At 70.0% G+C, this 22,672-nt stretch carries 24 protein-coding genes and 1 pseudogene; 12 read left to right on the top strand and 13 right to left on the bottom strand.

Annotated elements, in window-relative coordinates; translation table 11 throughout:
- Positions 1 to 9 precede the first annotated feature (9 nt).
- Entirely contained in the window at positions 10 to 1,068 is a 1,059-nt protein-coding gene (locus ACOPJ3_RS12695) for an MBL fold metallo-hydrolase (protein WP_427869533.1), read from the top strand.
- Here the strand turns inward: ACOPJ3_RS12695 and ACOPJ3_RS12690 are convergent.
- Genes ACOPJ3_RS12690 through ACOPJ3_RS12670 form a run of 5 tightly spaced genes read right to left on the bottom strand, consistent with a single transcriptional unit; the run spans position 1,055 to position 4,728 of the window.
- Positions 1,055 to 1,507, bottom strand: coding sequence for a nuclear transport factor 2 family protein (locus ACOPJ3_RS12690; protein WP_427869532.1), 453 nt, complete (start codon positions 1,505 to 1,507; stop codon positions 1,055 to 1,057). The two genes, ACOPJ3_RS12695 and ACOPJ3_RS12690, sit on opposite strands and share 14 nt — an antisense overlap.
- On the bottom strand, positions 1,504 to 1,977 hold the full coding sequence (locus ACOPJ3_RS12685; RefSeq protein ID WP_427869531.1) for an acyl-CoA thioesterase: 474 nt from the start codon (positions 1,975 to 1,977) through the stop codon (positions 1,504 to 1,506). Before ACOPJ3_RS12685 ends, ACOPJ3_RS12690 begins: the two co-directional genes overlap by 4 nt.
- Positions 1,974 to 2,714 carry an SDR family NAD(P)-dependent oxidoreductase gene (locus tag ACOPJ3_RS12680; protein ID WP_427869530.1) on the bottom strand — a complete coding sequence of 247 codons (741 nt, stop codon included), beginning with the start codon at positions 2,712 to 2,714 and terminating at the stop codon, positions 1,974 to 1,976. The genes ACOPJ3_RS12685 and ACOPJ3_RS12680 overlap by 4 nt, the downstream gene beginning before the upstream one ends.
- Before the next feature lie 29 nt (positions 2,715 to 2,743).
- Positions 2,744 to 3,952 carry an NADH:flavin oxidoreductase/NADH oxidase gene (locus tag ACOPJ3_RS12675; RefSeq protein WP_427869529.1) on the bottom strand — a complete coding sequence of 403 codons (1,209 nt, stop codon included), beginning with the start codon at positions 3,950 to 3,952 and terminating at the stop codon, positions 2,744 to 2,746.
- The gene (locus ACOPJ3_RS12670; RefSeq protein WP_427869528.1) at positions 3,949 to 4,728 is read right to left on the bottom strand and encodes an SDR family NAD(P)-dependent oxidoreductase; all 780 of its coding nucleotides are present in this window, start codon (positions 4,726 to 4,728) and stop codon (positions 3,949 to 3,951) included. Before ACOPJ3_RS12670 ends, ACOPJ3_RS12675 begins: the two co-directional genes overlap by 4 nt.
- A 193-nt stretch (positions 4,729 to 4,921) precedes the next feature.
- Between ACOPJ3_RS12670 and ACOPJ3_RS12665 the strand changes: the two genes are divergently transcribed.
- The 5 genes and pseudogenes from ACOPJ3_RS12665 to ACOPJ3_RS12645 all read left to right on the top strand — a co-directional run bounded on the left by ACOPJ3_RS12665 (position 4,922) and on the right by ACOPJ3_RS12645 (position 9,656).
- On the top strand, positions 4,922 to 6,142 hold the full coding sequence (locus tag ACOPJ3_RS12665; protein WP_427869527.1) for an ABC transporter substrate-binding protein: 1,221 nt from the start codon (positions 4,922 to 4,924) through the stop codon (positions 6,140 to 6,142).
- Positions 6,143 to 6,232: 90 nt separating this feature from the next.
- Complete coding sequence (locus tag ACOPJ3_RS12660; RefSeq protein WP_427869526.1) at positions 6,233 to 7,090, top strand: branched-chain amino acid ABC transporter permease; 858 nt, start codon at positions 6,233 to 6,235, stop codon at positions 7,088 to 7,090.
- Positions 7,091 to 7,093: 3 nt separating this feature from the next.
- A pseudogene (locus tag ACOPJ3_RS12655) lies at positions 7,094 to 7,972 on the top strand (branched-chain amino acid ABC transporter permease); the annotation flags it as partial.
- Positions 7,973 to 7,990: 18 nt separating this feature from the next.
- On the top strand, positions 7,991 to 8,908 hold the full coding sequence (locus ACOPJ3_RS12650) for an ABC transporter ATP-binding protein (protein WP_427871229.1): 918 nt from the start codon (positions 7,991 to 7,993) through the stop codon (positions 8,906 to 8,908).
- Complete coding sequence (locus ACOPJ3_RS12645) at positions 8,901 to 9,656, top strand: ABC transporter ATP-binding protein (RefSeq protein WP_427869525.1); 756 nt, start codon at positions 8,901 to 8,903, stop codon at positions 9,654 to 9,656. Before ACOPJ3_RS12650 ends, ACOPJ3_RS12645 begins: the two co-directional genes overlap by 8 nt.
- A 211-nt stretch (positions 9,657 to 9,867) precedes the next feature.
- Here ACOPJ3_RS12645 and ACOPJ3_RS12640 read toward each other — a convergent pair whose 3' ends face one another.
- Both ACOPJ3_RS12640 and ACOPJ3_RS12635 read right to left on the bottom strand, forming a co-directional pair.
- The gene (locus ACOPJ3_RS12640; protein WP_427869524.1) at positions 9,868 to 11,100 is read right to left on the bottom strand and encodes an IS30 family transposase; all 1,233 of its coding nucleotides are present in this window, start codon (positions 11,098 to 11,100) and stop codon (positions 9,868 to 9,870) included.
- Between the two features lie 109 nt (positions 11,101 to 11,209).
- Positions 11,210 to 12,034, bottom strand: a complete 825-nt coding sequence (locus tag ACOPJ3_RS12635) for an SDR family NAD(P)-dependent oxidoreductase (protein ID WP_427869523.1) — start codon at positions 12,032 to 12,034, stop codon at positions 11,210 to 11,212.
- A 68-nt stretch (positions 12,035 to 12,102) separates the two neighbouring features.
- On the opposite strand from ACOPJ3_RS12635, the gene ACOPJ3_RS12630 reads away from it, so the two are divergent.
- The gene (locus ACOPJ3_RS12630; protein ID WP_427869522.1) at positions 12,103 to 12,897 is read left to right on the top strand and encodes an SDR family oxidoreductase; all 795 of its coding nucleotides are present in this window, start codon (positions 12,103 to 12,105) and stop codon (positions 12,895 to 12,897) included.
- Positions 12,898 to 12,981: 84 nt separating this feature from the next.
- Positions 12,982 to 14,202 (top strand): acetyl-CoA C-acetyltransferase, encoded by a 1,221-nt coding sequence (locus ACOPJ3_RS12625; protein ID WP_427869521.1) that lies wholly within the window; start codon positions 12,982 to 12,984, stop codon positions 14,200 to 14,202.
- 89 nt (positions 14,203 to 14,291) lie between these two features.
- On the opposite strand, the gene ACOPJ3_RS12620 is transcribed toward ACOPJ3_RS12625, so the two are convergent.
- Positions 14,292 to 15,890, bottom strand: coding sequence for an AMP-binding protein (locus tag ACOPJ3_RS12620; RefSeq protein ID WP_427869520.1), 1,599 nt, complete (start codon positions 15,888 to 15,890; stop codon positions 14,292 to 14,294).
- Between the two features lie 112 nt (positions 15,891 to 16,002).
- Here ACOPJ3_RS12620 and ACOPJ3_RS12615 point away from each other — a divergent pair, with 112 nt between their 5' ends.
- Entirely contained in the window at positions 16,003 to 16,614 is a 612-nt protein-coding gene (locus ACOPJ3_RS12615) for a TetR family transcriptional regulator (protein WP_427869519.1), read from the top strand.
- Here ACOPJ3_RS12615 and ACOPJ3_RS12610 read toward each other — a convergent pair.
- The 3 genes from ACOPJ3_RS12610 to ACOPJ3_RS12600 all read right to left on the bottom strand — a co-directional run bounded on the left by ACOPJ3_RS12610 (position 16,611) and on the right by ACOPJ3_RS12600 (position 18,882).
- On the bottom strand, positions 16,611 to 17,420 hold the full coding sequence (locus ACOPJ3_RS12610) for a CoA-transferase subunit beta (RefSeq protein ID WP_427869518.1): 810 nt from the start codon (positions 17,418 to 17,420) through the stop codon (positions 16,611 to 16,613). The two genes, ACOPJ3_RS12615 and ACOPJ3_RS12610, sit on opposite strands and share 4 nt — an antisense overlap.
- The gene (locus tag ACOPJ3_RS12605) at positions 17,417 to 18,280 is read right to left on the bottom strand and encodes a CoA transferase subunit A (RefSeq protein WP_427869517.1); all 864 of its coding nucleotides are present in this window, start codon (positions 18,278 to 18,280) and stop codon (positions 17,417 to 17,419) included. The genes ACOPJ3_RS12610 and ACOPJ3_RS12605 overlap by 4 nt, the downstream gene beginning before the upstream one ends.
- Positions 18,281 to 18,411: 131 nt before the next feature.
- Positions 18,412 to 18,882: a VOC family protein gene (locus ACOPJ3_RS12600; protein ID WP_427869516.1), complete on the bottom strand. Its 471-nt coding sequence runs from the start codon at positions 18,880 to 18,882 to the stop codon at positions 18,412 to 18,414.
- Between the two features lie 59 nt (positions 18,883 to 18,941).
- Between ACOPJ3_RS12600 and ACOPJ3_RS12595 the strand changes: the two genes are divergently transcribed.
- Genes ACOPJ3_RS12595 through ACOPJ3_RS12585 form a run of 3 tightly spaced genes read left to right on the top strand, consistent with a single transcriptional unit; the run spans position 18,942 to position 20,972 of the window.
- A complete protein-coding gene (locus ACOPJ3_RS12595; protein ID WP_427869515.1) occupies positions 18,942 to 19,703 on the top strand; it encodes an SDR family NAD(P)-dependent oxidoreductase in 762 nt (253 codons plus the stop codon).
- Positions 19,703 to 20,314 (top strand): gamma carbonic anhydrase family protein, encoded by a 612-nt coding sequence (locus ACOPJ3_RS12590; protein WP_427869514.1) that lies wholly within the window; start codon positions 19,703 to 19,705, stop codon positions 20,312 to 20,314. Before ACOPJ3_RS12595 ends, ACOPJ3_RS12590 begins: the two co-directional genes overlap by 1 nt.
- Positions 20,315 to 20,369: 55 nt before the next feature.
- Positions 20,370 to 20,972 (top strand): hypothetical protein, encoded by a 603-nt coding sequence (locus tag ACOPJ3_RS12585; RefSeq protein ID WP_427869513.1) that lies wholly within the window; start codon positions 20,370 to 20,372, stop codon positions 20,970 to 20,972.
- Between the two features lies 1 nt (position 20,973).
- On the opposite strand, the gene ACOPJ3_RS12580 is transcribed toward ACOPJ3_RS12585, so the two are convergent.
- Both ACOPJ3_RS12580 and ACOPJ3_RS12575 read right to left on the bottom strand, forming a co-directional pair.
- Entirely contained in the window at positions 20,974 to 21,336 is a 363-nt protein-coding gene (locus ACOPJ3_RS12580; RefSeq protein ID WP_427869512.1) for a hypothetical protein, read from the bottom strand.
- Between the two features lie 169 nt (positions 21,337 to 21,505).
- Complete coding sequence (locus tag ACOPJ3_RS12575) at positions 21,506 to 22,672, bottom strand: acyl-CoA dehydrogenase family protein (protein ID WP_427869511.1); 1,167 nt, start codon at positions 22,670 to 22,672, stop codon at positions 21,506 to 21,508.

The raw sequence follows: 22,672 nt of genomic DNA, 5'->3' as shown, positions 1-22,672 counted from the left end.
TGTAGTGGGATGAGCAACGCACAGTCCCGGATCGCGGCCACGAGCGAGGCGCAGCGCGGCGCGTGGGGCCGGGGACTCGTCGCCGAGGCCGAGGAGGTGCGGCCGGGCCTCTGGGCGGTCGCGCTGCCCATGCCGGGGGCGCGCATGCCCTCCTCCTTCGGATACGCGTTCCTCGGCGACGAAGGCGTGCACATCGTCGACCCCGGCTGGCGCGCCGAGGAGACGGTCGCCCACTGGGAGCGCTTCCTCGCGGCGCGCGGCCGCGCGGTGTCCGAGATCCGGACCCTGCTCATCACCCACAGCCACCCGGATCACCTGGGGGCGGCCGAGCGGCTCATCGAGCGCTCCGGGGCGCGGCTCGTGATGTCGGCGGCGGAGGCCAGCGTGCTCGGCTCCGGCGTGCACGTCGGCTCCGATCCGGAGCAGCAGGCGGCCCGCCTCGCGCGCTGGGGCGTGCCCGCGGTTCTGCGCGACGAGCTCGCCGCCATGTCCGAGACGGAGCGGCCCTCCGAGCCCATCGCCGCCGACCGGCTGCTCGCCGACCGCGAGCGGATCCGGCTCGGCGGGCGTGAACTCACGGCGCACGCGAGCCCGGGCCACACGGGCGGGCACGTGTGCTTCGAGCTTGAGCGTGACGGCGTGATCCTCACGGGCGACCACGTGCTGCCCCAGATCAGCCCCGGAATCGGGCTCGGCGCCCTGCCCGGCAGCTCGCCGCTCCTCGACTACCTCGGATCCCTCCGCGCGATGGTGCGCTTCGACGCGCACGAGGTGCTGCCCGGACACGAGTTCCGCTTCCGCGGGCTCGCGGCGCGGAGCGAGCAGATCGCCGCGCACCACCTGCGCCGCACGCGCGCCGTAGCGGCGCTCGTGCCCGAGCTCGGCGACGCGCCCGTCTGGGAGTACGCGGCGCGCTCGCCGTGGAGCCGGGGCTGGGACGCGATGAGCGGGTTCCTGCTGATCTCCGGCCTCGTGCAGACGGAGCTGCACCTGGACGCGGTGCGCAGCGGCGGAGCGGAAGAGTGGATGCGGGGTGAGTGGGCGAGCGCGCAGCCTACTCACGCGTGATGCTCCGGTGCGCGAGCAGCCAGGCGCCGTCGGGCTGCTCGGCGAACACGTCCGTGTAGCGGCCGACCGCCGCGAGCGCCGGGGCGCCGTCGAGGCCCGTGTAGAACATGAAGAGGCTGCGCGCCACCGCGCGGCTGCCGTCGATCTCGACGCTCGTGGTCGAGACCGCGTGCGCCGTGAACGTGCCAGGCCCCTGGACGCCGGCCGCCCGGCGCTCGATCGCCCCGGCGAGGATCGCGTCGCGGCCGCGCAGCGCCGCGGGCGGGATCGGCAGCTCGGCCCCCGCCGAGACCTCCCAGAGGGCGTCCTCCGCGAAGCACGCCGCGTACTCCCGCGGGTCGCCCAGGTCGGCGAGATGCGCGAGGCGGGCGAGGGTGTCGCGGATCTCGGAGCGGACCCGGGCGGCGCGGGATCCCGGCGCCTCCGCCGGGGCACTCATCGGCCGCCCGTCGTCGCCCAGGCCTCGAGCTGCTCGCGCAGCGAGTCGGGCATCCGCACGGCCGACTGATCGGGCGAGACGGCGACGAGCGTGAGCGATGCGCGGGCGACGAGCACCTCGTCGGAGGTGCGCCGCATCTCGAAGGCGAAGCTGAAGGAGCTCGTGCGGATCTCCCCGATCCGGAGCTCGATCCGGATCTCGTCGTAGAGCCTTGCGGCGACCAGGTATTCGCACTCGGTCGCGCGGGTGACGGTCCACCAGCCCTGGGTCTCCTTCAGCGTGTCCTGCCGCATGCCCTGCCTGAACAGGAACTCCGACTGCAGGTTTTCCATCTTCGGGAACCACGCCGCGTAGTAGAGGATCCCCGCGGGGTCGGTGTCGGCGTAGCCGAGCATGACCGTGCGGGAGAGGAGCACCGGGCGCCGGGCCGGCTGGCTCGCCGCCTCCCCGCCCGTCGCCTGCCTACTCACTGCGTCACCGTCCAGCCGCCGTCGACGGGCAGGAAGACGCCGTTGATGTAGCCGGCCGAGGGGGAGAGGAGGAAGAGGGTCGCGTTCGCGATGTCCTCGGGGCTCGCCATGCGGCCGAGCGGGATCCGCTCGAGCACGCGCTGCCCCATCTCGCTCTCGGCGAAGGGTGCGATCCGCGGGGTGAGGGTCATGCCCGGCGCGACCGCGTTGCTGCGGAACTCGCCCGAGCGGTAGGCCGCGAGGTGGCGGACGTAGCCCGCGAGCGCGGCCTTCGAAGCCGAATACCAGTCGCTGTTCGTGCCGATGACGTTGCCGGCGACCGAGGAGGTTACGACCATCGCGGAGTCGGCGTCCGGGCGGTGCGGCGCCCACGCGTCCGTGACCTTCTGCACGCTGCCGACGCAGAGGCCGATCGCCTCGGTGAACTCGAGCGGCACGGACGAGGGCGGGCCCGCGTTGTTGTGCAGCATCCGGATCGCGCCGAGCTCGCGCGCGGTCGCCGCCATGCCCGCCTCGACGGCGGCCGCGTCTCCGACGTCGGCGACCACGCCGTGCGCGCGCACGCCGAGATCCCGAATCTCCTGCACGACGCCCGCGAGGTTCTCCTCGTTGATGTCCCAGGCCCCGACGTTGAGGCCCTGGCGCGCCGCCGCGAGGGCGGTGGCGCGGCCGATCCCGCTCGCGGCCCCCGTGATGAGGATCGTGTCGCCGGGGGTGAATCCGAAGTGCGCATCCACAGTGATGCTCCTTTCAACCAAGCACTTGATTATTGGTGATCGTACTGCTGAGCCGGTGCCGCCTCGAACCGGGAGAGCGGCATCTCGCCGCCCTCGATGAGGCGCGCGATCGTGCGCTCCCGCGGGCCGAGGGCGCTGCCGAAGCGGATGTTCCAGTGGTCGTACTCGCCGCCGCGCAGCTCCGTGGCGGCGCGGTTCGGCCAGTTCGGGTCGTCGAGCATCTCGCGCCCGAGCAGCACGAGGTCGGCGTCGCCGCACGCGACGAGGCGGTTCGCCTGCTCCGGGTCGATCACGAGCCCGACGGTCGCCACGGGGATCCCCACGGCGTCCCTGATCGCGCGGGAGAACCCGGCGTGGAACGCGAAGCCGCGCCTGACCCGCGTGTCGCTCGAGCGGTCGGTCGTGATCCCGCCGGAGGAGGTGTCGATGAGATCGACGCCCGCGTGCTCGAGCTCCGCGGCGAAGTCCTGCGTGTCCTCGATCCCGAGCCCGTCCTCCGCGCCGTCGACCGCGGAGAGGCGGTAGGCGAGCGCGACGTCGTCCGGGATCGCGGAGCGGATCGCGGCGACGAGCGCGAGGGGATACCGCATGCGGTTCTCGCGGCTGCCGCCCCAGCGATCCTCTCGCCGGTTCGAGACGGGGGAGAGGAAGGTGTGGGCGAGGTAGCCGTGCGCGCCGTGCACCTCGATGACCCGGAAGCCGGCAGCCACCGCGCGGCGGGCCGCGGCGGCCCACTCGGCGAGGCTGCGCTCGATGTCGGCCTCCGTCATCTCCGTCGGCACGGGCCAGCCGGGGCCGGCGGGGAGCGCCGAGGGCGCCTCGCACTGCCACGGCGGCAGGCCGTCGGCCGCGTCCGTGTCGTCGAGCGGGAGGCCGGCGCGCCACGGCTCGCGCACCGAGGCGCGGCGGCCGGCGTGGCCGAGCTGGATCCCGGGCACTGCGCCCTGCGCCGCGATGAAGCCGGCGACCCGGCTGAGCGCCGGGACGTGCTCGTCGCTCCAGATCCCCGCGTCGTGGTGGGAGATGCGGCCGGCCGGCGTGACGGCGGTCGCCTCCATGATCACGAGGCCGGCGCCGCCGAGCGCGAAGCGGCCGAGGTGGGCGAGGTGGAAGTCGGTGGCGAAGCCGTCCCGCGAGGCGTACATGCACATCGGGGAGACCGCGATGCGGGATGCGAGGGTCACGCCCCGGAGCGTGAGCGGGACGAGGAGGGGGGCCTGGGCCGATTCGCCGCTCATACGCCGTAGCCCCCGTCGACGTCGAGCTTCTGGCCGCTGATGAAGTTCGCGCGGGAGGAGGCGAGGAAGGCGACCGCCTGCGCGATGTCCTCCGCCACGCCGAACTTGCGGAGCGGGATGCTGTTCTTCGAGATCTCGAGCGCCTCCTGCGGCATCCGGCCGGAGTCGATCAGGCGGGCGGCCATGCCGTCGGTCAGCATGCCGGGGCCGACGCAGTTGACCCGGATCCCGAACCGGCCCTCCTCGACCGCGAGCCCGCGGCAGAGCGCCTCGACGCCGCCCTTCGGCGAGACGGAGAGCGCGTCGCGCGAGGGGTAGCGCCGCGTGCCGGCGCTCGTGATCGCGGTGATGCTCGCCGAGCTCTCGCGGAGGGCCGGCAGGAGCGTGCTCGTGACGTTGAAGAAGCCGACGAGGTCGGCGTTGACCTGGCTCGCGAACTCCTCCGGGGAGGTCTGCGAGATGTACTTGAGGTCGACGTGGGGGCCGGCCGCGTGCACGAGCGTGTGCACGGCGCCGTGGCGGTCGACGAGATCGGCCGCGAACTCGGCGCACGCGGTCGCGTCTGCGACGTCGAGCGCGTGCGCCTGGACGGCGTCGCCGAGCTCGGCGAGCAGTGCCTCGGGGTAGCTGCGGTGGTAGGTGAGCGCGACGCGCGCGCCGCCCGAAACGAGGGTGCGGACGATGGCGGCGCCGATGCCGCCCGAGCCGCCCGTGACGACCGCCACGCCCGGGAGCGCGCCGAATTCATCGGGAGAAAGTGCAGCTGGTGAGGTCATATTCCGTACCGTAGCAGCGCTGCGCCGGTTTGCCAAGCATGCGCTTGCTTGGCATGCTGGAGGGCACGCGCTGGCCGAGATCGAAAGGTTACGAATTCCGGATTGCCGCCCGGATCGGAATCTGATTTACTAAGCAAGCGTTTGGTTAGTTACCCCGCATCTCGCACTTCTCAATGACGAGGAAAGGTCAATTATGGCTAGGTTCAAACTCTCTGCGCTCGTGGCAGTGGCAGCGGCGGCAACGCTCGCGCTCGCCGGATGCTCCGGCGGCGGCGGTGGCGACACCGGCGGCGACGCTGGCGGCTCGGACTCGACCCCGATCAAGGCCGTCGTCTTCGGCGGCCTGGGTGCCGAGGGCATCCTCCACAACAACGCGACCACCTCGGTCACGGCGGCCAAGGCCTCCGTCGCCGCGGTGAACGAGGCTGGCGGCGTCGACGGGCGCCAGATCGACCTCACGGTCGTCGACGACACGGGCGATCCCACGGTCGCCGTGACGAAGCTGCGCGAGATCCTGAACGGCAAGGATCGCCCCGACGTCGTGCTCAACTCCGGCCCCTCGACGGTGTCCGAGGCGATCACGCCGATCCTGTCGCAGGAGCAGGTGCTCTCCTTCAACATCGGCCCGACGGCGACGACGGGCGACCCGAAGCAGAGCCCCTACAACTTCGACCTCTCGCCCTCGGTCGGCGACTACCTCGGCTCGATCATGGCCGAGCTCGAGTCCCAGAAGTACGAGAACGTTGCGATCCTGCACGGCTCCAGCTCCTACGGCGAGCTGTTCGGCAAGATGGCCGGCGACATGGCCAAGGAGAAGGGCTTCACCGTCACGGGCAACGAGGGCTACGACGTCGCGGCGCTCGACATGACGCCGCAGCTCGAGGCGCTCAAGCGCGAGAACCCCGACGTGCTCGTGCTCGACGCCTACGGCGCCCCGCTCGGCTACGTGCTGCAGGGCATCGAGAAGCTGGGCTGGGAGGTGCCGATCGTCGGCAACAACTCGGTCTCGGCCACCGGCCTGATCGCGATGACCCCGCCCGAGGGCGTGCTCGGCACCGACCAGGTGAAGAACCTGACGATGCAGGTCTTCAAGAGCACGAAGTTCGACCCGAAGAACGAGCGCGTGAACACCGCGGTCGAGCAGATGGTCGCCGCGGGCGACATCAAGTCCTCGCTGATCCTGGCGTACAACTACGACTCGATGTTCCTCTACAAGGCGGCGGTCGAGAGCGCCGGCTCGTTCGAGGCGGAGGCGGTCGCCAAGGCTCTCGTGGATCCGAAGGTGCAGAAGGAAGCCGACACGGCGATGCTGCAGCTCTACGGCTTCACCGCCGACTCGCACACCCCGCACGCGAGCCCGGACGAGTACCTCTTCATCTCTCCCGGCAAGCTCGAGAACGGACAGTTCCAGTAGTAAACCGTCCGCACCCGCACGCGGCGGCCCGGTGACCCAAGATCCCGGGCCGCCGCGCGCGGCGGGCTCCCGACGAAAGGGCCACGGCTCATGACCATCTTCTGGTCCGGTCTGGCGATCGGCGCGGTGTACGCGCTCGTCGCGATCGGCTACAACATCGTGTACCTGTCGCAGAAGACCTTCAACTTCGCGCAGGCCGCCCTCATGATGCTGGGCGCGTTCCTCGCGTACCTCGGCATTGCGGTGTGGCAGCTGCCCTGGTGGCTCGTGGCGATCCTCGCCGCGGCGATCGTGGGCGCCATCGCCGCGCTCGAGGAGCGCGTGGCGATCCGCCCCGTCAAGGACAGCCACAACCTGCTCGTCACGACGCTCGGCGCCTCGTTCATCATGGAGGGCGTCGCCCAGGTCGTCTGGGGCGGCGAGCCCCGCAAGGTGCCCTTCTTCATCGGCGACGGCGTGCTCGACTTCGCCGGCGGCCGCGTCTACCCGGTCGAGCTCGCGCTCATCGTGCTCGTCGTGCTGCTCGTCGTCGCGCTCCAGCAGTTCTCGAAGCGCAGCCTCATCGGCATCGCGCTGCTCGGCATGAGCGAGGACCGCGAGGCCGCCCAGCTGCGCGGCGTCAACGTGCGCCGCTTCGCCTTCCTGGCCTTCGTCTTCACCGGCATGCTGGCCGGCATCGTCGGCGTCTTCGTCGGCCCCAAGACCTTCGCGGTCGCAACGCTCGGTGCCTCGCTCGCGATCAAGGGCTTCGTCGTGCTCGCGATCGGCGGCTTCGGCTCGCTCGGCGGCGTGCTCGTCGGCGGCGCGGTCGTCGGCCTCACCGAGGTCTTCGCTTCGCGCTACCTCGGCACCGACTTCGCCAACCTCAGCGTGTTCGCGATCCTCATCATCATCCTGATGCTGAAACCCACAGGCTTGTTCACCCGCTCAAGGGAAAGGGTGGTCTAGATCGTGGCCGCTTTCTGGTTGAAGTTCCGCGCCCTTCCCGGGTGGATCCTGCCGCTCATCATCGGCGTGCTCGTGCTCCTGCTGCCCCAGCTCGGGGCGAGCTACTCGCTCACGCGCCAGATCGAGCTGACCCTGCTGCTCGCCCTCATCGTCTCGGGCCTGAACCTCTCGCTCGGCTACGCCGGCGAGCTCGCGATGGGCCAGGTCGCCATGTACGCGGCGGGCGCCTACACCGCCGGGCTCATGAGCAAGGCGGGGGTCTCCGAGATCCTGCTCCAGCTCCTCGGCGGCGCGCTCGCGGCGCTCGTGGTCGGCTTCATCTCGGGCATCCCGGGTCTCCGCCTCGGCGGCTGGTCGCTCGCGATGACCTCGTTCTTCCTGATCCTGCTCATTCCCGACGTGCTGTCGATCTTCAAGGACGCCACCGGCGGCCGCAACGGCCTTGCCGGGATCAAGCCGGGCACGCTGTTCGGCGAGATGATCGGCGGATCCACCTTCTACATCCTCCTCGTCGTGATCGCGATCCTGTGGTTCGCGGTGTTCCGCAACCTGATCGTGTCGCAGCACGGCACGGCGCTCAGGGTGCTCAAGCAGAGCCCCGTGCTCGCGCGCTCGGTCGGGATCTCGGTGTTCCGTACGAAGCTCATGGCCTACGCCGTCGGCGCGATCCCCGCGGGCATCGCCGGCGTCATGTTCGCGAACATGGACCTCTTCATCTCGCCGGAGGCGTTCGCGTTCTCCTTCGCGATGACGGCCCTCGCCGCCTCCATCTTCGGCGGATCCGCGAGCGTGTACGGCGCGCTCATCGGCGCGCTCGTGCTGCAGTTCGGCATGAACCAGGCCACGAACTTCGCCGAGTACGGCACGATCATCATCGGCGCCTTCCTGATCTTCGGCGGCGTGGTGTTCGCCGGCGGGATCTCGGGGGTCGGGATCTGGCTGCTCAGGCGACTCGACAGCGCAGCGAGGGCGCGCGTGGGTGCCGAGGAGGCGCCCGAGGCCGCGGCCGTCGTCGAGCCGCTCGACGGCGAGGAACTCGTCGTCGACGGCATCTCGAAGGCGTTCGGCGGCAACCAGGCGCTCAAGGACGTCAGCCTCGTGGCCGAGCCCGGGCAGGTGACGGCGCTCATCGGGCCCAACGGCTCGGGTAAGACGACGCTGCTCAACATGATCTCCGGGTTCTACAAGGCCGACTCGGGCGAGGTACGCCTCGGCGGCGACTCGATCCAGGGCAAGAACCCGGCGGACGTCGCCCGCGCCGGCATCTCGCGCACCTTCCAGACCCCGAACGTGCCGGAGAAGCTCACGGTGCTCGAGGTGGTCGAGTCGGGCTACTACGCGGCGGAGAAGGCCTCGATCCTCTCCTCCGTGCTGCGTCTGCCGAAGTACTGGCGGGTGAAGCGCGCGGCGACCGCGGAGGCGGATCGCGTGCTCTCGCTCGTCGGCCTCGACGCGCAGCGGCACGAGCTCGCCGACTCGCTGCCGCTCGGCAACCGCCGTCTCCTCGAGGTCGCGCGCTGCCTCGTGAGCTCGCCCCGCGTGCTCCTCCTCGATGAGGTCGCATCGGGCCTCGACGAAGACGAGCTCGAGGTGCTCGAGCGGCTCATCGTGCGGCTGCGCGATGCGGGCCAGACGGTCGTGCTCGTCGAGCACAACTTCCAGCTCGTGCTGCGCCTCGCCGACGACATCTACGTGCTCGCCCAGGGCCAGGTCATGGCGCACGGCGACTCGCACGAGATCGAGCACAACGAGCGTGTGCGCGCCGAGTACCTGGGCATTCATCAGGAGATCGAAGTTGAGGAGGGCAGCGATGTCTGAGGCCGGGCTGGCGAGCGACGCTGCGGCGGGCGAGGTGCTCCTCGAAACCGTCGAGATGCAGACGGGCTACGGCGACCTCAGGGTCGTGCGGGACGCCTCGATCACGGTGCGGCGCGGCGAGATCACGGTGCTGCTCGGGCGCAACGGCGCGGGCAAGACCACGACGCTGCGCGGGATCACGGGCCTCAACAAGGTGACGGGCGGATCCCTCCGCTACCTCGGCGAGGACATCACCGGGATCCCCGCCGCGAAGCGGGTGCGCCGAGGCATCTCCTACGTGCAGGAGGGCAAGCGCGTATTCCACGACCTCACGGTCGAGCAGAACCTCCTGCTGGGCGGGTTCTCGACGGGGGTCGGCAAGCGCGCCCTCGCGGGGTCGGTGGAGGAGATCTACGAGCTCTTCCCGATCCTGGCCGAGAAGCGCATGCTCGCCGCGGCGAGCATGTCCGGCGGGCAGCAGCAGATGCTCGCCATCGGGCAGGCGCTCATGGCGAAGCCGCAGCTGCTCATCCTCGACGAGCCGAGCCAGGGCCTCGCGCCCGGCATCGTCAAGGAGGTCATGCAGCGGGTGCACGCGCTCAAGCAGACCGGGATCGGGATCCTGCTCGTGGAGCAGATCGTCCAGGACTCCGTCGCCATCTCCGATCGCGTCGCGATCCTCGAGATGGGCAAGACGGTGCTCTCCAAACCGGCCTCCGAGGTGACGGTCGAGGCGATCCAGGAGGCCTACTTCGGCTCGACCGCGTAGGCGGTGAGTTCTCGCGCTCTCTCGCGCTCGCTGCGCTCGCTCGGAGATCTGCACTCAACTCGAGAGTTTTCGGCATCTGGTCGAGCTGGCTGCAGATCTCCCTGCGAGCGCAGCGCGCGGCTCGGGATCCGGGTCTGCGCTCCCAGGGAGATCGGCGTTCAAACTGCAAGTTTTCGCGGCGAGTTCAGGGGATCGTGTGAACACCGGTGTTTTATTCGATCTGCAGTAGTTTACTGAGGGCTTCTGTTGGGGTGTGCCAGTTGAGGGTTTTCCGGGGGCGGCCGTTGAGTTCCGCGGCGACGGCGTTGAGGTAGTCCTGACTGTACCCATTGAGCTTGGTCCCTTTGGGGAAGTACTGGCGGAGGAGTCCGTTCGTGTTCTCGTTCGTGCCTCGTTGCCAGGGCGAGTGCGGGTCGCAGAAGAACACGCCATCTCGTAACTCGAGTTCTCGTGCGATCCGGGCGTGGTCTGAGAGTTCTTTGCCTTGGTCCCAGGTGACGGAGAGTCGGAGATGATCGGGGAGGTGCCCCATTTGTCGGATCATTTCGTTCGCGACCGTGACCGCGTCTCGCCGCTTGGGCAGGTGGAGCAGGATCACGAACCGGGTCGACCGTTCCACGAGGGTGCCGATCTGACTGCGGCCATCCTTTCCGAGGATCAGGTCCCCTTCCCAATGCCCCGGAACCGCACGGTCTTCCACTTCGGCGGGCCGTTCGGAGATCATGACCATGCCCGGGATCTTCCCGGGGCCATGACCCTCATGCTGTTGGCGGGTACGCTCCCGGGGCACCCGTTGTGCCCGGCCACTGCGCAAGCATCCAGCCAGCTCACGACGAAGCTCACCCTTGCCCTGCACATAAATCGACCGGTAGATCGCTTCGTGTGAGATCTGCATCGATGGATCGTCAGGAAAGTCCATACGCAATCGTTGCATTATCTGGGCCGGGGAATGCCCAAGCTTAAGGCGCGAGGCCACCAGAAACTCAAGCCGGGGATGCTGCTGCAGTTTCTCTGGCTTCGGGCGCGCGAGCCGGCGCTCGGCGTGTCGTTGAGCCAAAGAGGGCGAGTACCAGTCTGTCGATGTTGGTGGGCGGGTGGTGCGCTTGGGCCGATACATGGGGGCCCTGCCACGATTACGTCGCAGCTCGTTCCACACCGTCGAGGGAGACCTCCCCAGATCGCGTGCGATCTGCCGAATCGAGTCGCCCCGAGAAACTCCCCCGAGAATGCGTTCGCGTTCCCGGAGCGAGAGATACCTGGAATGAATCACGGGGGTCTGCCTTGGCACCATCCCACCAGCATGCCGGAACAAGAAGTCACCATGCGCCGGACGAAAACCCGCCACCAGTGACGCCTGCTGCCGAGTATCCCCGGCCCGGATCCGCCCCCAAAAAATGATCTCTTGCGACCGGAACACCTTCCGCGTACGCCGCTTCTGAACCATCAAGCACCCCTAACCCATAGAGGTGTTCACACGACCCCCTGAACCCGCCCGCCTTCTGGTCGAGTTGGGTGCAGATCTCCCTGTGAGCGCAGCAAGCGCGCGCAGTGCGCTACGCGTGCGTCGGGCGGTTCGTCCAGCCGCGCTCGCCCGCACGGCCGTACCAGCCCGAGGAGGCGAGGGTGCCGCCGTCGACGGGAATGGTGTGGCCCGTCACGAAGCGGGAGTCGTCCGAGGCGAGGAAGGAGACCACGCCTGCGTGGTCGTCGGGCGTGCCGAAGCGGCCGAGCGGCAGCCACGACGCGGTGAGCGCCGGATCCCGACCCTCGAGCATCGCGTCGGCCGGGGTCTGGTCGGTGTCCGTGAGATCCGGGGCGATCGCGTTGACCCGGATCCCGCTCGGCCCGAGCTCGACGGCGAGGCTCTTCGTGAATGCGCTGACGCCCGCCTTGTACGCCGAGTAGACGGCGTTGCCCGGGATGCCGCGGTAGGCCTCGACCGTCGAGACGTTGATGATGGCGCCGCGGCCGGCCGCGATCATGCTCGGGATCACGAGGTGGCTCACGGCGAACACGTGCCACAGGTTCACGCGGTGCAGCGCCTCCCAGTGCTCGGGCGTGCTCTTGTGGAACACGGCCTTGGCGGGGCGGAAGTCGCCCACGTTGTTCACGAGCACGGCGGGGGCTGCGGGATCCTGCGCGAGCCGGTCCGCGATGAGCTGCACGCCCGCGGGCAGCGTGACGTCGGCGGTGAGCGCCTCCGCCTCACCGCCGCCTGCCCCGATCTCGGCGGCGACGCGATCCGCTGCCTCTCCGTTCAGATCTACGATGAGCACGCGGTACCCGTCAGCGGCGAGCCTGCGGGAGACCGCCCCTCCGATGCCGAGGGCGCCTCCGGTGACGAGTGCGAGCGGGGCCGAGGAAAAGTTGCTATTCATAGAAACAAACCTAGCGTTTGTTTGGTAGGGTGGGAAGACCCGAATCATAGGAGAGAGGGGCGTTGCCCATGGCGCTGACGATCGACCTGAGCGGCCGAGTGGTGCTCATCACCGGCGGCACGAAGGGCGTGGGGGAGGCGGCCGCGCGCCGCTTCGCCGAGGCCGGAGCCGACGTCGAGATCTGCGGGCGAAATGCCCCGGACGCGGGCGATATCCCCGCGGTGTTCACCGCGCTCGACGTGCGCAAGCCCGAGCAGCTCGAGGCGTGGGTCGCCGACGTGCAGGAGCGGCGCGGCCGGATCGACGTCGTCGTGAACAACGCCGGCGGATCCCCGTTCGGCCGCTTCGAGGAGGGCTCCCCGCGCTACTACGCCGCCCTGATGGAGCTGAACTTCCTCGCCGCCGCGCACCTCGCGCGCGCCGCGTACCCCGCGCTCCGGGAGACGCGGGGGACCGTGATCAACATCACGTCCATCAGCGCGCGTCGGCCGAGCCCCGGCACCGCGATTTACGGCGCCGCGAAGGCCGCGCTCGAGAACCTCACCCGCAGCCTCGGCGCCGAGTGGGCGCCCGATGTGCGCGTCAACGCCGTGAGCTGCGGCCTCGTCGGCACCGATTCCGCGCTCTCGCACTACGGCGACGAGCAGCAGCTGCGCGACGTCGCCGCGACGATCCCGCGCGGCCGGCTCGCGGCGCCGGGGGAGATCGCCGACGTCTGCGTCGTGCTCGCCTCCCCGTTCACGGCCCACGTCACGGGCGCGACGATCAACGTCGACGGCGGCGGCGAGTGGCCCTCGTTCCTCGCGGCCACGCCGAACGGCGACGTGTTCGGCGCGGGCGGCGCAGCTCGCCCAGAGGCCTAAGCCGGCACCGGATCCGGATCCGGATCCGCACCCGGATCTCAGCCACCCAAGCCCCCAGCATCACATCCCAACCAAGGAGAATCCATGACCGAAGCCGTTATCGTTTCCGCTGCTCGCTCACCGATCGGGCGCGCGGGCAAGGGAAGCCTCAAGGACATGCGGCCGGACGAGCTCGCGGCGCAGATGGTGCGCGCCGCGCTCGAGCAGGTGCCGGGTCTCGACCCCGCGGAGATCGTCGACCTCATGATGGGCTGCGCGCAGCCCGCGGGCGAGCAGGGCTACAACATCGCGCGGATCACGGCGATGCAGCTCGGCCTCGACGGCCTCCCCGGCACGACCGTGCACCGCTACTGCTCGTCGTCGCTGCAGACGACGCGCATGGCGTTCCACGCGATCAAGGCGGGCGAGGGCGACGTCTTCATCTCGGCCGGCGTCGAGGCGGTGTCGCGCTTCGGGCTCGGCAAGTCCGACGGCATGCCCGGCACGAAGAACCCCCGTTACGCGGATGCGATGGCGCGCACGGCCGCGCGGGCGACGGATCCCGAGGCCGTGTGGTCGGATCCCCGCGAGGCGGGCCTCGAGCCCGACATCTACATCCAGATGGGCGACACTGCGGAGAATGTCGCGCAGCTGCGCGGGGTGTCTCGCCAAGCACAGGACGAGTGGGCCGTGCGCAGCCAGAACCGCGCCGAGGAGGCCGCGGCCCGCGGCTTCTGGGAGAAGGACATCACGCCCGTGACGCTGCCCGACGGCACCGTCGTGTCGAAGGACGACGGCCCCCGCGCCGGCGTCACCTACGAGAAGGTCGCCTCCCTGCAGCCCGTGTTCCGCGAGCACGGCACGGTCACGGCGGCGAACTGCTGCCCGCTCAACGACGGCGCGGCCGCGCTCGTCGTCATGAGCGACACCCGCGCGAAGGAGCTCGGCCTCACGCCGCTCGCCCGCGTGGTCTCGACCGGCGTCTCCTCGATCAGCCCCGAGATCATGGGCCTCGGCCCGGTCGGTGCGGTGCAGCAGGCGCTCGCTCACGCGCGCATGTCGATCGGCGACATCGACATCATGGAGCTCAACGAGGCGTTCGCCGCGCAGGTGCTCCCGTCGATCGACGACATCGGGATCGACCCCGACCGCGTCAACGTGAACGGCGGCGCGATCGCGCTCGGCCACCCCTTCGGCATGACGGGCGCCCGCATGACGACGACCGCGATCCACGCCCTGCAGGAGCGCGACGAGCAGTTCGCGATCGAGACGATGTGCGTTGCGGGCGGCCAGGGGATGGCGATGATCCTCGAGCGGCTGAGCTAGGCCGCAGCCGCAGCGCAGCTCGCCGGCGCATACGAAACCGGGCCCTGGGCCGCCTCCTCGGAAGCGGCACAGGGCCCGGTTTCGTTGCGCTACTTTCCGGCCGCGAGCTCCCGGAGCGCCGGCTTCAGGATCTTGCCGGTCGCGTTGCGGGGGAAGTCTTCGACGAAGAGGATCTCGCGCGGCACCTTGAAGTTCGCGAGGCGCTCGCGGCAGAACGCGATGAGATCGTCTGCGCTGGGGCGCGGATCGGCGTCGTGCAGGAGCGCGACGTACGCCTGGCCGACCGTGCCGAGTCGCGGATCCTCGACCCCGATGACCGCGGACTCGTTCACCGCGGGGTGGCGGCGCAGGGCGTTCTCGACCTCGGCGGGGTAGACGTTGAAGCCGCCCACGATGAACATGTCCTTGATCCGGTCCGTGATCTTGAGGCAGCCGTGCTCGTCGAGCCGGCCGACGTCGCCGCTGTGGAACCAGCCGTCCTCGTCGATGACGGCCTTCGTGGCGGCCTCGTCCTCGAAGTAGCCGAGCATGACGTTCGCGCCGCGCAGCAGGATCTCGCCCTCCTCGCCCGCGGGCAGGGTGGCGCCATCGGCGTCGACGATCTTGATCTCGGTCTCGGCGATCGCCGGCCCCGTCGTCTGGGAGGCATGGTCGAGATCCTCGCCGAGTCGCGACATCGTGGCAACGACGCACTCCGTGAGGCCGTAGGCCTGGGCGACGGTCGCGAAGCCGAGGATGTTCACCATGTCGTGGAAGAGCGAGTCGGGCGCCGCGGTCGCGCCCGCGATCGCGAAGCGGAGCGACGAGGTGTCGTAGTCGCCGAGGCGCGGGTGATCGATCAGGGTCGTGAAGTGGGTCGGGACGCCGGGCATCACGGTGATCCGCTCGCGCTGGATCAGCTCGAGCAGCTCGTCCGCATCGAACACGGGCAGCGGGTAGATCGTGGCGCCCGCGATGAGCGAGGTCGTCATGCCGGCCTTGTAGCCGAAGCCGTGGAAGAAGGGGTTGACGATCGCGTAGCGGTCCTCGGCGGTGAGCTGCGCGCCGATCGCCCAGGCGCGGGCGACGCCGAGGGTCTGGCGCTGCGCGCTCATGACGCCCTTCGGCTGGCCCGTCGTGCCCGAGGTGTAGAGGATGTCGATGACGTCGTCGGGGGAGACTTCGGCCGCGAGCTCGGCGAGCGCGTTGTCGCTCACGGTCTCGCCCGCGGCGAGGAACTCGTCCCAGTCGGTGCAGCCGTCGACGCCCGTGTCGTCCATGTTCACGATGAGGCGGAGCGCGGGCAACTCCGGGCCATCGGGCAGCTCGGTCGCGTCGCGGAGCATCCGGACGAACGACTTGCCGAGGAAGCCGTCCGCGAGGACCAGGGCACAGGCGCCCGAGCGGGCGATGATGTCGGCGGCCTCGCTGCCGGTGTAGCGGGTGTTGAGCGGCACGACGGCCGCTCCCAGATACTGCGCCCCGAGCATCGCCAGGATGAACTCCGCCCTGTTGGGGGCCCAGATCGCGACGCGGTCGCCGCGCCCGACGCCGTGGGCGGCGTAGGCTTTCGCCGTCCGCTGCACCTCGGTGAGCAGCTCGGAGTAGCTGATCCGCTGTGCGCCGTCTACGATGGCGGCGTGCGCGCCGAGAGCGGCCTGCTCTACGAGGAGAGCGGGAATGGTCCGTGCGGCAGCGAGAGTGGACATCAATGTCCTTTCGGTTTGTTGAGTGACAAGAATGAGTTTGCTGGGTTACGCTGAACTGGTAGCTTGTCAATCAAGCAAATGCTTGATTGATTATTGAGTCGGAGGTTGGCACGTGGCGAGGAAATCGGGCCCGGAACGTCGTGAGCACGGTTCTGACCGTCGGAAGCAGATCCTGGCGATCGCAGCGAAGCTGTTCGCGACGCACGGATATTCGTCGACGACGGTGCGCGATATCGCGGACGAGGCCGGCATCCTCTCGGGGAGCCTCTACCACCACTTCGCATCCAAAGAGGCTATTGCCCGCGAGGTGCTCCTGACCTTCCTCGAGTCCCTCGTCGCGCAGTACGAGGAGATCGTCGCCGCCGACGACGACGTTCGCACCACGGTCGAGAACCTCGTGCGCGTCTCCTTCGCCGCGATCCAGGATCAGACGGACTCTGTCGGCCTGTACCAGAACGAGGCGCTGTTCCTGCAGACCCAGCCCGGCTTCGAGTTCATCGGCGAGAAGTCGGCGCGGATCGAGGCGATCTGGCTGGAGCAGCTGCGCCGCGGGCAGGACCAGGGCTCCCTGCGGGAGACCCTGGACCTGCCGACCCTGTACCGATTCATCCGAGACTCGCTCTGGTCGTCCGTGCGCTGGTACCACCCCGGCGGCAGGCACACGGCCGACACCCTGTCGGCGACGTTCCTCGATCTGATTCGGCACGGGATCCTCGCGGACTAGTTGGCGACCTCGCGGGCGCGCAGCCCGCGGGGGTCGATCACCTCGCGGATCAGGCGGAGCTCCTCGGCGCTCGGCACGCGGGTGCGGGGAGCGTCCGCGACATCGATCGCGAAGCCCGTGGCCTCGACGACCTCCTGCGGGTCGACGCCCGGGTGGATCGAGCGGACCCGGATCCGGCCCTCGGCGTCGAAATCGAAGACGCAGAGGTTCGTGACGACCACGCCGAGGTGGTGGAAGCGCAGCACGTCGCCCGCCTCGCGGGCGCGGTCGTTGCCGACGCCCGAGACCATGTCGACCTGCTCGACGAAGATGCGCGCGCTGTGGCGCGACACCCAGTAGTCGACGCGGTGGTTCGCCGTGTTGCCCGGAGCGCCGCGGACGCCGATGAGCTGGCGCTTCGGGCGATCCCAGTCCCCGATGAGCGAGATGTTCTGGTTGCCGAAGGCGTCGATCTGGCTCGCGCCCATCATGCTCTGCCTGCGGCCCGTCGCGAGGATGTCGAAGATCCGCCTGAACGGCGCCCAGCCCTCGATCACGCCGCCGGCGCGCGCGCTGCGACCGATGGGCGGGAGCTCGGCCATGAGGAAGGCCTCGCCGTCGGTGAGGATGATGTCGGGGGCGCTCGTGAGTTTCGCGAGGCGCGCGCCGATCGTCGGGACCAGGCCGACGGCGTGGGCCAGGATCTCGCCCGACTCGAGGTAGGTGTCGGCGCAGGCCGCGGCGCAGATCTCCGCGATGGTTGCGGCGGATCCGTCCGCAGCGGCTGCGGCGGTCCCCGTGGTGGTCACCGATTCGGTCGTCATCATGCTCCCTGGGTTGCGTGGAACCGGGCCACGGCTGCGTGGTATCCGGCTTCGTCGGTCTGGAGGAACTCCGCGTCGAAGGCCGCCCAGGCCTCCGGATCGCGCGCGGACAGCGCGTAGTGCTTCTGGAAGGCCTCGTCGCGGTCGTAGTCGGGCTCGCACGAGGTGAAGTGCGCGCCGTTCGGCGCCTCGACCACGGCCGCCGCGTACATGCGGCTGAACAGCAGCGTGTGGAACGAGCCCTCGGTGAGCAGCTCGTCGGTCGGGATCACCTTCTCGGCGGACACGATCGTGCGATCCGCCGCCATCGCGAAGAGGTCGTCGAAGTAGGGATCCGGCCCGAGGAACTGGGCGTTGCCCTGCGCGTCTGCGCGGTTCACGTGCACGAGCGCGACGTCAAGCTTGGACGCGGGCACGGCGACGTACTCCTCGGAGGAGTAGGGGGAGCGCACCGTCTTGATCTGCGGGCTCGCGGCGAGCACGTCGGAGCCGAGGCCGGCGCGGATCGGCAGGAAGTCGAGGCGGGCGCTCGCGGCGCGCAGCCCCGCGACGAACATGCCCTCGTCGTGCTCCTCGATCTCGAGCTCGCCGCGCTCGCGGGCCTGCGTGAACAGCGGGTCGAGCGGGATGCTGTCGAGGCTCACGAAGCCGCAGACGAGCTTCTTGATCTTGCCGGCGCGGGCGAGGAGGCCGACCTCGGGGCCACCGAACGCGACGACCGTGAGATCGGTCACGTCGCTCCGGAGGAGTTCGCGGACGAGGGCCATGGGCTTCCTGCGGGAGCCCCAGCCGCCGATTCCGACGGTCATCCCGCTCTCGATCGAGGAGATCGCCTCCGCCGCGGACATGGACTTATCGGGCATCGTTGCTCCAAATCGTGGGTGGACGTACTGCGTGCGTTTCGCACTGCTCATAAACCTAGCGCTTGTTTGGTATTTGCGCTAGTTTGGGATCAGCTGAGAAGGAGGCACGCATGCCCGACGCGACGGCGGGCTCAGCCCGTGACAGGCTCCTCGAGCAGTTCGACGCGCACCCGATCCGGCCCGATCACGTACGTGTACCGGAACCCCTCGAGCGGCCCGGAGGTCGCGAGCTGGGGCGCGGCCGTGACCGCGTAACCGGCGTCACTCACCCGCGCGGCGGCCTCCTCGATGCTCGGCACCACGATCGCCGGATGCGCGGCGCCGACGCGGCTGTTCACGGGGTCGAGCGGAGGCTCGGGATCGCCGCGGTACTCGGCGAGCTCGATGACCGTGGCGCGGCCGTCGAACGGCGCGAAGGCCACGAAGGTGATCAGGATCTCCGCACCCTGCCGCCCCGTCACCGCGTCGACCGCCGGCCCGCTCTTCACGAGCGGCCCGGTCACCTCGATCTCGGCGATGAGCCGGTAGAAGTCGACCGTCGCCTGGGTGTCGCTCACCGTGATCCCCATGTGGTGCATCCGCGCGTTCCCCGTGTGTGCCATCCGATTCCGTCCTCCCTTGGCCGTGAAATGCCAACACCATATCCCGAAAGGAAATTGCCATGACCTCATCTCTCGAGCAGGGCTCCCGGCCCGTCATCGACCTGAGCGGCAGGGTCGCCCTCGTCACGGGCGCCGCGGGCGGCCAGGGCCGTGCGCACGCCAGGCTCATGACCTCGCTCGGTGCGAAGCTCGTGCTCACCGACCTCGACGGGGCGGCCGCCGAGGCGATCGCGGCCGAGGTCGGGGGCGGCGCAATCGGGCTCGCGCACGACGTCAGCTCGGCCGCCGACTGGGGTGCCGTGCGGGATCGCATCGCGGCCGAGCACGGCCGCCTCGACGTGCTCGTGAACAACGCGGGGCTGTGCGTGCTCGGCGCCTTCGAGGAGCTGCCGGAAGCCCTGATCCGGAAGACCATCGACGTGAACCTCGTGGGCGCGATCCTGGGCATGCAGCTCATGCTGCCGCTCATGCGCGAGCGGGGCGGATCCATCGTCAACATCGCCTCGACGGCGGGACTCCGCGGCTACGTGAACCTCGCGCACTACGCCGCCTCGAAGTGGGGGCTCCTCGGCGCGAGCCGCTCGGTCGCCCTCGAGTACGGCGCCTACGGGATCCGGGTCAACGCGGTGTGCCCGGGCGCCGTCGACACCCCGATGGCGACGGAGGACACGCGCGCCGGCCGCGGATTCATCACGCGGATCCCGATCTCGCGCGCGGGCCGCCCGGAGGAGATCGCGAACCTCGTCGCGTTCCTCGCGAGCGACGCCTCGAGCTACTGCACGGGCCACGAGTTCACGGTCGACGGCGGCCAGGCCTCCTGATGTCCTGCTACGCGATCGACGGCATCGCCCCCGTCGTCGACCCCACGGCCTTCGTCCACGAGACCGCGAGCCTGATCGGCGACGTGATCGTGGGCCCCGGCTGCTACGTCGGCCCGTTCGCGAGCCTGCGCGGCGACTTCGGCCGAATCATCGTAGGGGAGGCCAGCAACGTGCAGGACAACGCGGTGATGCACGCGTTCCCCGGCGCCGACGCGGTGCTCGAGCCGCACAGCCACATCGGCCACGCCGCCGTGCTGCACGGCTGCCGGGTCGGCTCCTTCGCGATGGTCGGGATCGGCAGCATCGTGCTCGACGGCGCCGTGATCGGGGCCGGGGCGCTCGTCGGCGCCGGATCCCTCGTGACCTCGGGGTTCCGGATCGGCGAGCGCATGCTCGCCCACGGCAGCCCCGCGCGGGAGGTGCGGGAGCTCGGCGCTGATGAGCTCGCGTGGAAGGAGAACGGCGTGGCGACGTATCGCGCGCTCGCCGAGCGTTCGATCGCGAGCCTCCGCGTGGTCCGGCCGCTCGCGGAGCCCGAGCCGGGGCGCCGCCGGATGCCGACGGGCGCAGACACCGCGCGGCCGCTGGGGGAGCGCAGGCGACGGGGCTGACCGCGGCGATTGCTACATTGGGGGCGCAAGGCACGTTCCGCGAAGGGGAGCCAGGATGCAGAAGATCTTCACCGAGGTGGTGCGCGGCGACATCGAGGCGGTGCGCGCCCGGATCGAGCAGGCGCCTGAGCTCGTGCACGCGGTGGCGACGGGCTCGCCCCAGAAGTTCAACAGCCAGTCGCTACTGCAGGTCGCGATCCGCTCGGATCAGTACGCGATCGCGCACATGCTGCTCGACCTGGGCGCAGACCCGAACTTCATCGACCGAGGCGCCCCGTCCGGCTGGGAGTCGCCCGTGCTGCTCGACGCCGTGGCGGCAGCGGCCGTGCACTCGCGCGGCGGCGGCGGCGAGAAACGCTGGGAAGACCAGGCCTTCGAGATCCTCTCCCGGATGCTCGACGAGGGTGCCGACGTGACGGCGACCGACACCCACCAGTCGAACGCCCTCACGCGGGCGGCGCTGATCGCGAACGACGTGCTCCCGAAGTCGGGGGAGCCGATCCCGCCCGAGCAGGACGCCAACCTCACGCGAATCTTCGATGCGCTCGTGCGGCACGGCGCGGACCTCGGCCAGGTCGACCCGCTGATCGGGATGACGATGATCGAGTACTACCAGGGCATGCCGGTCCTCAAATACCTGGTCGGCGACGCCGGCTGAGTCAGGCCTCTGTGCGCGCCCCGGCGGCGAGGCCCGCAAGGAGCAGGCCGACGCCGACGACGAGGCAGATGACGCCGCCGAACACGATGAACGTGAAGCCCCAGTCGGTGCCGTGCACGTACTCCCCGCCGTCGGTGAGTTGGTACGTGCAGGTCCATCCCATCAGGGGGAGCGCGGTGCGCTCCATGTGGCCGCCCTCGAGGCCCACCACCCGCGAGATCATCGCGGGATCCATGTCGCCCCCGCACCCGACTGAGCCGTGCCACTCGACATACGCGCCGAGATAGCCGAGCGCGATCAAGGGGAACGCGGCGAAGCACAAGGACTTGCCGAGCAGGGTGAGGCGTTTACTCTGGAGGTTCACGCGGGAACGCTAGCGGGTGCTCCTTGGGGTGGTGTGAGCGTTCGAGAAAGGTGGGCGGACGCTGCGCTCCTGCACTCGCCTCGGGATCTGCAGTAAAAAGGGCTGTCTGTCGAAAACTGTGAAGTTGGGTGCAGATTTCCGGCTGAGCGCTTCGGGCCGAACCCCGCGCTTAGATCCCGAGCCGCTGCGCCCGCTCCTCCCGCAGGCGCTCGGCCGTGCCGAAGAGCTGCGCCGTCGCGTGCGCGCGCTTGAACACGAGGTGCGCGTCGTGCTCCCAGGTGATGGCGATCCCGCCGTGCAGCTGGATCATCTCGCCCGCGATCGCGCTCAGCGAGTCGCTCGCGATCGATTTCGCGAGCCCCGCGAGCTCCGCCCATTCTGCCAATTCTGCCCGCTCCGACTCGGCCCACGCGGCCGCGTACGAGGCCGTTCGCGCGGTCTCGAGGAGCACGTGCATGTCGGCCATCCGATGCTTGAGTGCCTGATAGGAGCCGATCTGCCTGCCGAACTGCGTGCGCTGCTTCGAGTAGGTGACGGTGTCCTCGAGCGCGCGAGCGGCCGTGCCGATCTGGAGCGCGGTGATCGCCGTGAGCGCGTGCAGGCGGGTCGCCTCGATCGCCTCGGGGCGGTCGCTCAGCAGGGTTGCGGGCGCCTCATCGAAGTCGAGGGTCGCGAGCTGGATCGTCTGGTCGAGCGTCGGCGTCACGGTGCGGGTCACCCGCGCGGCGGCCGGATGCGCGGCGGCCGAATGCTCGGCGGCCGGATCCGCCCCGGCCTCGACCGCCCCAGCCTCGACCGCGAAGAGCGCTGGCCCAGCCGGCGTCTGCGCGATCGCGACGAGGATCTCCGCGTGCCCGCCGTCGATCACGGTGGGCACGCTGCCGCTCAGGGCCCAGCCGTCTCCCTCGCGGGCCACGAGGGAGACGTTGGGAGCATTCCACTCGCCTTCGGGCGTCGCCCACGCGAGCGCCGCGATCCGCTCACCCGAGGCGATGCCGGGGAGCAGGCGGGCAGCGGCCTCCGCGTTGCCGGATTCGAGAATGGCCTGCGCGGCGATCGCGACGGAGCCGAGGAACGGCGAGGGCGCGAGCGCGCGGCCGAGCTCCTCGAGCACGAGGTGGGTCTCGCGGGTCGTGAACCCGGATCCCCCGTACTCCTCGGGGATCGCGAGCGAGGCCGCCCCGATCTGCTCGCAGAGCACCGACCAGAGCGCGGGATCGTAGGGCGCCCCGCTCGCCACGGTCTCCCTGACCTGGGTGCTCGTGGCGCGCTGCTCCAGCAGCTCCTGGAGGAAGGCGCCGAGCTCCTGCTGCTCTTCGGTGAGTTCGAACTGCAT

The organism is Leucobacter luti (genome assembly GCF_050310065.1).
Lineage (GTDB): Bacteria > Actinomycetota > Actinomycetes > Actinomycetales > Microbacteriaceae > Leucobacter > Leucobacter luti_B.
The sequence above is the reverse complement of the archived record's forward strand: the minus strand, read 5'-3'. Positions and strand labels throughout refer to the sequence as shown.